Source organism: Burkholderia aenigmatica (genome assembly GCF_902499175.1).
In the GTDB taxonomy this organism is placed as follows: domain Bacteria; phylum Pseudomonadota; class Gammaproteobacteria; order Burkholderiales; family Burkholderiaceae; genus Burkholderia; species Burkholderia aenigmatica.
Map to the genome: position 1 here is coordinate 1 of NZ_CABVQC010000059.1, position 12,877 is coordinate 12,877.

At 64.8% G+C, this 12,877-nt stretch carries 12 protein-coding genes and 1 pseudogene; 6 read left to right on the plus strand and 7 right to left on the minus strand.

Translation table 11 applies throughout. The annotated features are described in order from the left end of the window. Positions 1-129 precede the first annotated feature (129 nt). The 5 genes from BDO18943_RS31705 to BDO18943_RS31725 form a co-directional block, all read right to left on the minus strand. A complete protein-coding gene (locus BDO18943_RS31705) occupies positions 130-531 on the minus strand; it encodes an ankyrin repeat domain-containing protein (protein ID WP_175025388.1) in 402 nt (133 codons plus the stop codon). 76 nt (positions 532-607) lie between these two features. Then, a complete protein-coding gene (locus BDO18943_RS31710) occupies positions 608-1,072 on the minus strand; it encodes a DUF6714 family protein (RefSeq protein WP_175025387.1) in 465 nt (154 codons plus the stop codon). A gap of 55 nt (positions 1,073-1,127) precedes the next feature. After that, a complete protein-coding gene (locus BDO18943_RS31715; protein WP_175025389.1) occupies positions 1,128-1,592 on the minus strand; it encodes a GNAT family N-acetyltransferase in 465 nt (154 codons plus the stop codon). A gap of 108 nt (positions 1,593-1,700) precedes the next feature. Then, entirely contained in the window at positions 1,701-2,072 is a 372-nt protein-coding gene (locus BDO18943_RS31720) for a nuclear transport factor 2 family protein (protein ID WP_175025429.1), read from the minus strand. An 89-nt stretch (positions 2,073-2,161) separates the two neighbouring features. Continuing rightward, complete coding sequence (locus BDO18943_RS31725) at positions 2,162-2,761, minus strand: hypothetical protein (protein WP_175025390.1); 600 nt, start codon at positions 2,759-2,761, stop codon at positions 2,162-2,164. A 10-nt stretch (positions 2,762-2,771) separates the two neighbouring features. Here BDO18943_RS31725 and BDO18943_RS31730 point away from each other — a divergent pair, with 10 nt between their 5' ends. The 4 genes and pseudogenes from BDO18943_RS31730 (at position 2,772) to BDO18943_RS31745 (ending at position 7,838) form a co-directional block, all read left to right on the plus strand. Beyond that, the gene (locus tag BDO18943_RS31730) at positions 2,772-3,149 is read left to right on the plus strand and encodes a hypothetical protein (RefSeq protein WP_175025391.1); all 378 of its coding nucleotides are present in this window, start codon (positions 2,772-2,774) and stop codon (positions 3,147-3,149) included. Then, positions 3,146-4,651: an aldehyde dehydrogenase gene (locus BDO18943_RS31735; protein WP_175025392.1), complete on the plus strand. Its 1,506-nt coding sequence runs from the start codon at positions 3,146-3,148 to the stop codon at positions 4,649-4,651. Before BDO18943_RS31730 ends, BDO18943_RS31735 begins: the two co-directional genes overlap by 4 nt. An 81-nt stretch (positions 4,652-4,732) precedes the next feature. Further along, a pseudogene (locus BDO18943_RS31740) lies at positions 4,733-6,124 on the plus strand (aspartate aminotransferase family protein). A 304-nt stretch (positions 6,125-6,428) separates the two neighbouring features. Then, a complete protein-coding gene (locus BDO18943_RS31745; protein WP_175025393.1) occupies positions 6,429-7,838 on the plus strand; it encodes a purine-cytosine permease family protein in 1,410 nt (469 codons plus the stop codon). Positions 7,839-7,850: 12 nt separating this feature from the next. Here the strand turns inward: BDO18943_RS31745 and BDO18943_RS31750 are convergent, their stop codons facing one another. Then, positions 7,851-9,104 (minus strand): SMI1/KNR4 family protein, encoded by a 1,254-nt coding sequence (locus tag BDO18943_RS31750; protein WP_175025394.1) that lies wholly within the window; start codon positions 9,102-9,104, stop codon positions 7,851-7,853. Between the two features lie 140 nt (positions 9,105-9,244). Further along, complete coding sequence (locus BDO18943_RS31755) at positions 9,245-10,264, minus strand: AraC family transcriptional regulator (RefSeq protein WP_175025395.1); 1,020 nt, start codon at positions 10,262-10,264, stop codon at positions 9,245-9,247. Between the two features lie 144 nt (positions 10,265-10,408). Here BDO18943_RS31755 and BDO18943_RS31760 point away from each other — a divergent pair, with 144 nt between their 5' ends. Further along, positions 10,409-12,076 (plus strand): acyl-CoA synthetase, encoded by a 1,668-nt coding sequence (locus BDO18943_RS31760; protein WP_175025396.1) that lies wholly within the window; start codon positions 10,409-10,411, stop codon positions 12,074-12,076. 22 nt (positions 12,077-12,098) lie between these two features. Continuing rightward, on the plus strand, positions 12,099-12,866 hold the full coding sequence (locus tag BDO18943_RS31765) for a 3-hydroxyacyl-CoA dehydrogenase (RefSeq protein WP_175025397.1): 768 nt from the start codon (positions 12,099-12,101) through the stop codon (positions 12,864-12,866). Positions 12,867-12,877: the final 11 nt, after the last annotated feature.

The window sequence follows — 12,877 nt, forward strand, 5'->3', positions numbered from 1 at the left end:
ATTCCCGTGTGAAAGTAGGTAATCGTCAGGCTCCCTAAGCCAGAAACCCCCGCCCGAAAGGCGGGGGTTTTTGCATTTGAGCGACGGAAACGCGTGCGGGCTGGGAATGGCCCGATTCAGGAATAATCTTCATCGACGAGTCTTGAGAAGCCGGATTATTTTGGCATTCTCGTTAAGCTCAGCAACGTCGAGCGGCGTCTGATCGAATTCATTTTTCAGATGCGTCTTGGCCCCACATTTCAAGAGAAATTCGACCGAAGCGAATTGATCGATCATGGCGGCTTGATGCAGTGGGGTATTGCCGAGATCTCCGGCGATGTTTACATCGGCACCCGCATCGATGAGGACCTTCATGTCTTCAATCGCACCTGTTCGAGCCGTGAGATGTAAAACGGTGTCACCAACCGCGCCACGCTGATTGGGATCGATCAACGCAAGTCCCAGGAATTCGGGGTGAGTTGCGTATTTTTCGAATATTGCTTTCAGACGCTCCTCGGATGCCAGCTCTGAACCGTCGTTTCTTTTGCTCACCACGACACCTTGATCCTCTTCACAACGACCGGAATGGGACTTCGAGTTGATTCAGAATCGAATCGAAGAGCGTTGATCAAAACATTTCACGCAATAGACGGGCAGTATCGGCCGCCAAGTCAGGATCTTGATACCGCCACTCGATTCGACTCAACTCGTCAAGAAAATCAATGATGCTGTCTCGTTGATCTTTTGAGTATGCCTTCAATATTTCTTCGAGCCAGTCGTTCGCTTCACCCGTTGCCATTCGGTGCAGCTTGTACACGAGAGAGTCTGGGATGTTGTCAGCCTGGTCATACTCGTGGGTCGCTATCTTCATGAACAACGGAAGAAAGAACGCAAATGCCCCCGGCTCCATAAAAGCGAGGCACGCGGATTCATCGCACGCGTAGTCTTCTCGCAATTCCTTGAGCGTTCTGTCGAAGCGCCTCTTTCCTCGAAAGAAGTCATCGACGGCACACGACTCGATTCCCGATCTGTTGGTGATCGGCTCCCCGTTGGGGAAGGGATCGTTCGGAAACAATGAAAAGTCCAAACTCATTCTAGGCCGTTTGCATGCACGGTTGACGTCCTCCTGGAGCCTGCGATGTCAGATATCAGATCGCAATCCGCAAGATCGGAAAGAACCTGCCCGGGACGACGCTCGATTCCTTTTCGCCGATCTTTTCAGCCCCGAGCGCCAGATAGAACGGAACCGCATTGGGATCGGCTTCGATCACAAAGCTTCGGATCCCTCTCGCGGCGCTTTCCCTGCGGACCTCTTCCCACAGTGAACGGGCGACACCGCGGCCCATGTGGTCGGGATGAACGAACAGCCATCCGGGCGTCGGACGATCCGATTCCGATGACGCCCTGACCCAGAACCCGATGATTGCCTCTCCGGATTCCGCGACGTAACCGATCGACCCATCGATCGTCTCCGGCGCAATCGTGAGGTCGCTCTGCCACAAGTCGAGCCAGTCCTTCGGATAGCCCCAGTGAGCCTTCGAAATGCGAGCCAGTCGCGTGAGCTCGTCCGCGTCCGTGGTACGGGCAGCGCGGACGGTAAATGGTTTGTGCATCTCGTCTCCTGTCATGGTCGACACCTTCGGCGAGGTATCGTCCGGCTCGCATCGACTCCGCTCCGGAGGCGCGACTTGCCGACTCGAAGGGGGGCGAGCTCGACGCGGCTACCTGACCTGCGATGCGTGCCCGGCGGCGACGCGCCAGCCAGCATGCGATCGGCGCCACAGCCGAGTATAGGCAAACTCGCCTTCGAACGCCGTGCCACCGAAATGGCCGGCGAGTATTGCCTTCGTCGTGGTCAGGATCATCTCGCCGATCGCGCATGCGTGCGTTTCCTGCACATCGAGTCTGTCGAGACGCAGCAGCTTCGCGCGATGCGCGGCCAGGTCGTCTTCTTTCGAAATGACCTGGCCGGTTGGGACGGTGAACACCAGATCGTCGTCCAGCAGCGCATCGAGCGCTTCGATATCGTTGGCCAGCATCGCGGCACGAAGCGCGGCTTCGCTGGGTTCGATGGCTGTACGGATTGCGTCCATTTCAGGGCCTCGTATCGTCTCTGATGGTTTGTGGTTCCACTCATACCGGCGAGCAACAGCAAGCAACATACCGCACCGACGGAGATCGTCTAGCGCGCGTTCGACAGCGACTGACGCCGGACAAGCATCACCACGCAGATGCCGATCGACGCGAGGACGTTGACGGCCGGATAGAATGCGACCGCGACACTCCACGTGCTCAGCGCCAGCAACGCCAGCGCGTACTTGAGCACGCACAGCGCGAAATACGCGAGGCTCTCGCTCCATGGATCGCGGATCGTCTTGCGGACGGTCGGGCCGAGGCCGGCAAGCTCGATCAGCGTGACCAGGCAAATCGAGATCGTCGGATCGTCGGTCAGCATCCACAGTGGAATGGCTGACAGGGCCGCGCCCAGGAACAGCCAGTCGAGTCGTGTCCAGCCGCGTTCGCCTCGAAAGATGCTGGCCACCAGCGTCAGGAAGCAGGTGACGGCGATCGCCGCCGTGCACCACGCGGACGGCCCCGCACCCGCGACGAACTGGCCGGCAGCCGCGATCGCCGTGACGACCGACCACACGAGCCATGTGAACAGATGCGGACGAACCCTGCGCCGGTAGATCGCGAGCGCATACGGAATCGCCGCCAGCAAGGACACGGTCGTTCCGATCACGCCAACGATCGAAGCGGCGCCCTGATCGACATTCACCATCGACGCATCCTTGTTCGCGCAGGCCGACCAGTATGTGGTCGGATGGGCCGGGGCGCAATGTCGTGCTGGCCAGGCGTCGCAGCGGGTGTCACGTCGCACCGCACCGGAAAGCCGATGCGATCGCACACAAACAAACGGCACCGGGATCGTGACGTGGCAGGAAAACCCACTGCACGACACCCGGATGAATAGAAATAACCTCTTCAATGAGAAGAAAAACTGTTCTTTCAAATCTCTTTTTGATGACCGACAGTTGGCCAACCGGACGACTGCGGCGATTCTCGGCGGTCATGGGCCTCGGTCGCGCCCGCTGGCGTCTTTCGTCGGGTCGAATGCAGGCAAAGAACAACGCACAAATGCCTGGTCGTCAAAACGGAGTCTTGAATGAACCCAACTTCAGCAGAAAACCATCAGCACGCAGACTGGAGACGTCTTGCGGCGCAAGTCGCTCCGAGAACGCTCGCGCATATCGGCGGCCGCAGCGTGCCGGCCCGCAGCGGCCGGACGTTTGCCGCGATCAATCCGGCCACCGAGGCCGTCATCGCAGAAGTCGCGTCGTGTGATGCCGCGGACGTCGACGACGCAGTGCGTGCCGCGCGCTACGCGTTCGAATCCGGCGCGTGGTCGCGCTGTGCGCCGGCCGAACGCAAGCGTGTGCTTTGCCGGCTCGGTGAACTCATCGCATCACACGGCGCGGAGCTCGCGCTGCTCGACTCGCTCAACATGGGCAAGCGCGTCGCGGATGCGTTCAGCATCGACGTGCCCGCCGCGGGCGGTCTGTTCAGCTGGTACGGCGAAGCCGTCGACAAGCTGCATGGCGAAGTCGCGTCGACCGACCCCGGCAACCTCGCGGTCGTCACGCGCGAACCGCTGGGTGTCGTCGGCGCCGTGGTGCCGTGGAATTTTCCGCTCGACATGGTCGCGTGGAAGGTGGCGCCGGCGCTGGCGGCAGGCAACAGCGTCGTGCTGAAGCCGGCGGAACAATCGCCGCTGTCCGCCTTGCGTCTCGCGGAGCTGGCGCTCGAGGCCGGCCTGCCGCCGGGTGTGCTGAACGTCGTGCCGGGTTATGGCGAGACCGCGGGGCGCGCGCTCGGGCTGCATCCCGATGTGGACGTGCTCGCATTTACGGGATCGACGGTCGTCGGCAAGAAATTCCTCGAGTACGCCGCGCAGTCGAACATGAAGCAGGTGTGGCTCGAATGTGGCGGCAAGAGCCCGAACCTGGTCTTCGACGATACCGACGATCTCGACCTGGCCGCACGCAAGGCGTGCTTCGGCATTTTCTTCAACCAGGGCGAGGTGTGTTCCGCCAACTCGCGGCTGCTGGTTCAGCGTTCGATTCACGATGCGTTCGTCGACCGGCTGATTGCGCATGCCGCCGCGTTCATGCCGGGCGATCCGCTCGATCCGTCGAGCGGGATGGGCGCCATCGTCGACGAGCAGCAGCATCGGCGCGTGCGTGAATGGATCGCACGCGGTCGCGATAGCGCGACGCTCGCGATCGGCGGAGGCGCGCCGCGTGTCGACGGCAAGGGCTACTTCATCGAGCCGACGATCTTTATCGACGTGAAGCACGACGACGCCATCGCACGCGAGGAGATCTTCGGGCCGGTGCTGTCGGTGATGGCGTTCGATACCGAGGACGAGGCCGTCAGGCTCGCGAACGACTCGATCTATGGCCTTGCAGCGTCGGTCTGGACCGGCAGCCTGTCGCGCGCGCACCGTGTGTCGGGCCGGCTGCGCGCCGGCACCGTGTCCGTCAACACGGTCGATGCGCTGAGCGCGCAGACGCCGTTCGGCGGGTTCCGCCAGTCGGGCTTCGGCCGTGATCTTTCGCTGCACGCGATCGACAAGTACACGGGCCTCAAGACGACCTGGATCAGTTACTGATTCGGTGCGGCGGGCCGTAAGCGGTTGCGCCGCGCAACACGACAACACTTTTTGTTCACAAAACTAACCGGAGACTCGCCTATGAATGCGCCCCACTTTCCGCATCGTACGACGCAGGACTATCAGCGCAGCGACGCCGCACATCACCTGCATGCGTTCGTCGACCAGAAGGCGCTGAACGAGGAAGGCGCACGCGTGATGGTGCGCGGCGAAGGTGTCCATCTATGGGATAACGACGGCAACCGCTACCTGGACGGCATGTCGGGGCTGTGGTGCACCAACGTCGGCTATGGCCGGCCGGAGCTGGTCGAAGCCGCCGCGCGGCAGATGAAGGAACTGTCCTACTACAACATGTTCTTTCATACGACGCACCCGTCGGTGATCGAACTGTCGGAGCGCCTGTTCGCGCTGCTCGGCAATCGTTTCAGTCACGTGGTGTATACCAATTCGGGATCCGAATCGAATGAAGTGCTGATTCGCACCGTGCGGCGCTTCTGGGACGTGATGGGCAAGCCTGAGAAGAAGGTGCTGATCGGTCGCGTGAATGGCTATCACGGGTCGACGGTGGGCAGCGCGTCGCTGGGCGGCATGGCGTTCATGCATGAAATGGGCGACCTGCCGATTCCGAACATCACGCACGTGGACGAACCGTACTGGTACGCGAATGGCGGTGATCTGAGCCCCGAGGCATTCGGCAAGCAGGCGGCGCTGTCGCTCGAGCGCAAGATCCTCGAGATCGGTGCGGAGCGCGTCGCCGCGTTCGTCGCGGAGCCGTTCCAGGGGGCGGGCGGGATGATCTTTCCGCCGGATGGCTACTGGCAGGAGATCGAGCGCATCTGCCGTCAGTACGACGTGCTGCTCTGCGCGGACGAAGTGATCGGCGGTTTCGGCCGTACCGGCGAGTGATTCGCGCACCGTCACTTCGGCTTCGAACCGGACCTGATCTGCATGGCCAAGGGGCTGACCTCGGGCTACGTGCCGATGGGCGGCCTGATCATGAGCCGGCGCGTCGGCGATGCGCTGGTCGACAAGGGCGGCGTCTATGCGCACGGGCTGACCTATTCGGGGCACCCGGTCGCAGCCGCCGTCGCGCTGGCCAACCTTGACGTGCTCGAGCGCGAAGGCCTCGTCGAGCGGACGAAGACGGATACCGGGCCGTACCTGCAGAAGGCGCTGCGTGATGCGTTCGACGGTCACCCGCTCGTCGGCGAGATCCAGGGCGTGGGCGCGGTCGGCGCGATCCAGTTCGCGAAGAACAAGGCGACGCGCGAGCGCTTTGCAAACGAGGCCGACCTGACCTGGCACAGCCGGACGGTCGGGTTCGAACTCGGCGCGATCGTGCGTTCGACCAATGGCCGCCTGATCGTTGCGCCGCCGCTGGTGATCGATCACGCGCAAATCGACGAACTGGTCGGCACGATGCGCAAGGCCGTGGATGCCACCGCGCGCGAAGTGCTCGGGATCGACTGCTGACCGGTTGAGCGACGCGCTTCCGTCCGGCGACAGACAGACGGGCGGAAGCGCACCGAACCACGGGTTTCGCTGCGGCGACGGGCCGGCTGCGTTCAGCCACCGGAGCGGCAATCCGACAGGTTGAAGATTGGTCGTGGTGGGCGGTAGTCCGGTAAAGCGATGTGCTGCCGACTGCCTATTGATCAGGAATGCAAACAATAAGACTGGTTGATTGCAGGACGCACGCTTCGCGCAGACCAGGCATTCCGCTTCACCCGTCAGCCCCCCGAACCCGCGAACATCACAACAGAAACAAGGAGACGAAATGAGTCAGGGCGAGTCCGTTGCTCATCTCGAGGAAAGTACCATCCAGCCGATTCCGCTGACCGAGCGGCACGGCAGCGCGAAGGACCTGTTCACGATCTGGTTCGGGTCGAACATCATGATGCTGACGATCGTCACCGGATCGCTCGCGACCACGGTATTCAGGCAGCCGTTCTGGTGGGCGGCGCTCGCCACGCTCGTCGGCAGCCTGATCGGCGCGGTCTTCATGGCGCTGCATTCCGCACAGGGGCCGCAGCTTGGCGTGCCGCAGATGATCCAGACCCGCGGGCAGTTCGGGTCGTTCGGCGCGCTGCTCGTGGTCGCGCTGGTCGTCGTGATGTATGTCGGCTTCTTCGCGTCGAACTGCGTGTTCGGCGGGCAGGCGCTGCACAGCCTGAGCGCCGAGATTCCGCTCGATGCGGGCGTCGTGGTGATCGGCCTGATCAGCCTGCTCGGATCGATCTACGGCTACAAGCTGATCCACGCGTATGCGCGACTGCTGAGCTGGTGCTCGGGCAGCGTACTCGTGCTGGCGTTCGTGTGGATCATTTTCGTGCACGGACTGCCCGCCGATACGTTCTCGAAGCATTCGCTGAACCTGTCCGGCTTTCTGGGCGCGATGTCGGTCGCCGCGCTGTGGCAGATCGCCTATGCGCCTTACGTGTCGGACTATTCGCGCTACCTGCCGCCCGATACCGGGCCGCGCACCGCGTTCTGGTCGAGCTACTGGGGCTGCGTGCTCGGCTCGTTCTTCCCGATGCTGCTCGGCTGCCTGGTGGGTCTCGCGACACCGGACGGCAATGTCGTGAGCGGCCTCACGGGCCTCACGCAAGGGATCAGCGTGCTTGTGATCGTCGTGCTGTCGTTCGGCATTGCGGCCAGCAACGCGATGGAGCTGTATTGCGGTGCGCTGTCGGCCATTACCGTGCTGCAAACGCTCTTTCCGTCGTGGTCGGGCAAGGCGCGTGCGCGGGCGATCACCGCGATCGTCCTGTGCGGCATCGCGCTCGCGATCGCGCTGTTCGGGCAGAACAACTTCCTCGCCGGCTACACGAACTTCATCCTGCTGCTGCTGTATGTGCTGGTGCCGTGGACCGCGATCAACCTCGTCGACTACTACCTCGTCTGTCACGGCGAGTACGACGTCGATTCGTTCTTCCGTCAGGACGGCGGCATCTACGGACGCTTCAATACGATTGCCGTCGGCTCGTACTTCATCGGCATCGTCGCGCAGGCGCCGTTCATGGCGACCGATCTCTATACGGGAGAACTCGCGAGCCGGCTCGGCGGCGCGGACGTGTCGTGGATCGTCGGTCTCTCGCTGACGTCGCTCGTCTACTACGTGGGTTGCAAGCTGTTCTCGCGGCCGATGCAGGGTGTCGCCGCGAGCGTCGACGGAGTGTCCCGCTGAGTCCGTGTCACGTTACAGCACGAATGTCCGCAGGCGTTCAACGTGGGCTTCGAGTCCGTCGAGGCCGAGATAGTGGCTGAGCTTGCCGGAACGGACCCGGGCGATGTCGGTCGTGAGCTTGAGCAGCAATGCCTCGCTCGCCGCGCGACAGGCGGCGGCTGCATCGATGCCGCGTGCCGACAGTGCCGCACCGATCAGGCGCGCGCTGTCGGCACCGCCGCCGGCGATACAGCGCGCCATCGCGTCGGCATCCGGCTGCACGCCAGCATCGAGCAGCGCACGCGTCAGCGCGGGCGGTATGTCGCCGGATACGGACACCAGCGAATCGGGCTCGACCGGTGCGCCTGATTCGAGCAACGCGGCCGCCGCTGCAAATTTCTGACGTCGCAGCGCGTAGTCGGCCGGAATCGAGCTGCCGGCGAGCGCGGTGCGGAGATCCGCGAAGATCGTCGCGAGTTGCGCGGTGAGTGCCGCGTCGTCGCGGTCGATCGCATGTTGCAGTGCGTGACGCGCGAGCACGGGCTGCGCGGCGAGCGTGCCGTCGGCGAGCGGCGTGCGCCAGTCGATCACGGCTTCGCGATAGAACGCGATCAGCTTGTCCGCCAGCGGTGCCGACAGGCCATGATCGGTGCGGCGTTCATCGACATATTCGAGCAACATGCTGCCGGTACCGCCTTCGCTACCGGGTTCCAGCGGATCGGCGTTGAGTTGCAGCGCACCAAAGGCCGCATGCAGATCGGGCGCGACCGTCGCGAGGCCGTCTTCATGCATCGCGCCGCGCCATGCGGGCGGCAGCCCCTGTTTCCACGCGAGCACGTGGCCGTGGTCCTTGGCATCGGGTTCCGTCACGATGTAGATCCGGTCGCAATACTCGCATCCGCCGAACGGCAGCACATCGATTTTGCCGCTCCACGGCCGCGCGTTCGCTTCGGCGGATTCCTCGGCCAGTTCGAGTTCGTGGTCGATCCAGCCCCGCAGGTCGCGGTAACCGTCGCTGTCGTTGTAGAACAGCTCGCTCCAGCCGATCGCTTCGACATGACCGTTCATCTCGAGCGTCAGGTCGTAGTCGAGACTGCCACCGGCCGTCATGCGCCACAGCTCGAGCAGCGCAGGCGGAATGTCGCCGTGACAGCAGACCTGGACGGCCGAGATCTGGTCGGCTGGCATCGGCGGCTGCGCGTCGTAGATCACGCGGCTGGCAAACAGCACGATGCCGTGCGCGCGCAGGTCGGTCAGTTCAGCATCGGAAAAGACGGTTGCTTGCATCGGAGCGGGAGCGTTGGTGATGGATTGGGTGTCTGCCGTCGTTCATGAATGACGAACGGCAGCGGTAGGTCGCATCGTATCAGCGTCGCGTGAGCGTTTCCGTGTCGGCGGTGCGCGCCTGTTGGCGACCGCCTGCCGCATCATCCACTTGCCAGCCCGGGCTCCCCCTCCGCCGCATGCACGTCCCGCCGGAACGCACCGGGGCTCGCGCCCGTCCATTTCCGGAACGCGCGATGAAACGCGCTCGGCTCGGTGAAGCCGAGCTCGGTTGCGATCTCCGCAACGCTGAGCGCGTGCCCGCGCAGCAGCGACTGCGCCAGCGCGCCGCGCAACTCGTCCTTGATGGCCGCGAAACTTTGACCTTCGCTGCGCAGACGCCGCCGCAGCGTCGCGGGCGTCGTGCCGAGGCGCACGGCCAGCGTATCGAAGTCGGGCCACTCGGCGGCCGGTAGCGTTTTCAGCTGCGCGCGCGTCTTCGCGACCCAGCCCGTATCGTGCCGGTAGCGGACGAGCAGGTTGCCGGGCGCGCCGCGCAGGAAGGTCTTCAGCGCCTGCTCGGAGCGGATCGTCGGCAGCGCGAGGTACGCGGCATTGAACGCGAGCCGGCTGTCGGGCCGGTCGAAATGCACGGGTACGCCGAAGAACTGGTGATAGTCGCTGCGCTGGTCGGGGCTCGGGCACGCGAAGTCGATGCGTTGCAGCGGGATGCGCCGGCCGATCAGCCAGCATGCGACACCGAGCAGGATCAACCAGAACGTCCGGTACGCGAACGCCGGGTAGGGGGCGCCCGTCTGCGTCAGCACGATCTGCGCCTGCCCGTCGGCCACGACGAGCTCGCCGTGCGGCTCGTCCAGCACCACGCGCAGGAATTTCAGCGCCCGCCGCAGCGCCTTGTCGAGCGTGCCCGCGTGCAGCACCGCGTGGCACAGCAGCGTGAAGCTGCCGCGCCGCATCGGGCGTGCGGCGAGGCCAAAGAACTCGTCGTCGAGCGCACCGGCGATCGCGAGCCACAGCCGGCCGTACTGCTGCGGTGTGACGGGCTCGCGCACGGCGGCCGGCAGGCCGGCGGCGCGCAGCACGGGCTCCGTCGGAAGGCCTTGCCGGCGCAGGCACGCGAGCGCGTCGTCGACGAAATCCGGCGAAATCATCTGCGGCCCCATTTTCCTGCATCCTCCCGACATGGCAAAAGCGATCACGATTCTAGATTCTGTTTGTCATTGATTGCAATGTACGGGCTGTCTACTATCGAACTATCCCCGGCGCGCTCCTGGCTCGCCGGCGGCCATAACGCACAGGAGACACGCATGCCTGATGGAGCTACCGCCCGGGCGGTGCCGGCCTACGCCGACGCCGTGGCCCGGTTCAGTATCGAGACCGCCGCGAAGCAACTGCACGGCGACCTGGAGCGCGGCCTGAACGCGTGCGTGGAATGCTGCGACCGGCACGCATCCGCGGACGCGATCGCGCTCGACTGGATCGACGCGGGTGGGCAGCATCACCGCTACACGTTTGCGCAGATGAAGGCGCTGTCGGCACGCGTCGCGAACCTGCTGGTCGCGCAGGGCGTGAAGCCGGGCGACGTGGTGGCGGGCCTGTTGCCGCGCACGCCCGAGCTCGTCGCGACGATCCTCGGCACGTGGCGCGCGGGCGCCGTCTACCAGCCGCTGTTCACCGCGTTCGGCCCGAAAGCGATCGAGCACCGGCTGCGCATGAGCGACGCGCGCCTGGTCGTGACCAACGTCGCGAATCGCGCGAAGCTCGACGAGATCGCCGATTGCCCGCCCGTCGCGACGGTGCGCGAGCCCGGCGAGACGCTGCCGGCGCGCGACATCGATTACCGTGCGGTGCTCGAGGTGCAGTCCGACGCGTTCGAACCGGTGCTGCGCAAGGGGACGGACCTGTTCATGATGATGTCGACGTCGGGCACGACAGGTTTGCCGAAGGGCGTGCCGGTGCCGCTGCGCGCGCTGCTCGCGTTCGGCGCGTACATGCGCGAAGCGGTCGACCTGCGTGCCGGCGACCGGTTCTGGAACATCGCCGATCCGGGCTGGGCGTACGGCCTCTATTATGCGATCACGGGCCCGCTGCTGCTGGGCCACGCGACCACGCTCTACGAGGGCAGTTTCACGGTCGACAGCACGTACGACGTGATCGAACGGCTCGGGATCACGAGCCTCGCCGGCTCGCCGACTGCCTACCGGATGCTGATGGCGGCCGGGACGGAAGCGGCGGCGCGGCTGAAGGGCAAGCTGCGCGTGGTCAGCAGCGCGGGCGAACCGCTGAATCCGGAAGTCGTGCGCTGGTTCGACGCGGCGCTTGGCGCGCCGATCTACGATCACTACGGCCAGACCGAACTCGGGATGGTCGTGAACAACCACCACGGCCTCGCGCATGCCGTCCACGCCGGTTCGGCCGGCTTCGCGATGCCGGGCTACCGTGTCGCGGTGCTCGATGAAGCGAGCCGCGAGCTCGGCCCCGGCGAGCCCGGCAACCTCGCGATCGACATCGCGCGCTCGCCGCTGCTGTGGTTCCACGGCTACTGGCAACAGGACACGCCGGCGATCGCGGGCGGCTATTACCGGACCGGCGACAACGTCGAGCTGGAGCCGGACGGCACCGTGAGCTTCATCGGCCGCGCGGACGACGTGATCACGTCGTCCGGCTACCGGATCGGCCCGTTCGATGTGGAAAGCGCGCTGATCGAGCATCCTGCGGTGAGCGAGGCCGCCGTCATCGGCGTGCCCGATGCGGAGCGCACGGAGATCGTCAAGGCGTTCGTCGTGCTGTCGAAAGACTTCGACGGCACGCCGGCGCTGGCCGAGGAACTGAGCCTGCACGTGAAGCGACGGCTGTCCGCTCACGCCTATCCGCGCGCGATCGACTTCGTCGACGCGCTGCCGAAAACCCCGAGCGGCAAGATCCAGCGCTTCGTGTTGCGCAAGATGGAAGCCGAGAAGGCCGCTCAACCCTGAACATAACCTGTACGGACTGCGAATGGATATCAAGGATCACGTTTTTCTGATCACGGGCGCCGGTTCGGGCCTCGGCGCCGCGGTGGCGCGCATGGTCGTCGCGGATGGCGGCAAGGCCGTGCTGCTGGACGTCAACGAAGAGGCCGGCGCGGGCCTCGCGCATGAACTCGGCGCGGCCGCGCGCTTCGTGAAGACCGATGTGACGAGCGAAGCCGACGGCCAGGCGGCTGTCGCCGCCGCGCGTGACGCGTTCGGCCGCATCGACGCGCTTGTCAACTGCGCAGGCGTCGCGCCGGGCGAGAAGGTGGTCGGCCGCGATGGCCCGCACTCGCTCGACCGCTTTGCGCGGGCGGTGTCGATCAATCTGGTCGGCACGTTCAACATGATCCGGCTGGCCGCCGAAGCGATGTCGAAGCAGGACGCCAATGCGGAAGGCGAGCGCGGCGTGATCGTCAACACCGCGTCGGTTGCGGCGTTCGACGGTCAGATCGGGCAGGCTGCGTATGCGGCGTCGAAGAGCGGCGTGGTGGGCATGACGCTGCCGATCGCGCGCGAACTCGCGCGGTTCGGCATTCGCGTGGTGACGGTCGCGCCGGGCATCTTCGCGACGCCGATGATGGCCGGCATGCCGCAGGACGTGCAGGACGCGCTCGGCAAGAGCGTGCCGTTCCCGCCGCGGCTTGGCCGCCCGGAAGAATTTGCGGCGCTGGTGCGCCACATCGCCGAGAACACGATGCTGAACGGCGAAGTCATCCGTCTCGATGGCGCGTTGCGCATGGCACCGCGCTGACACTGGAGGAA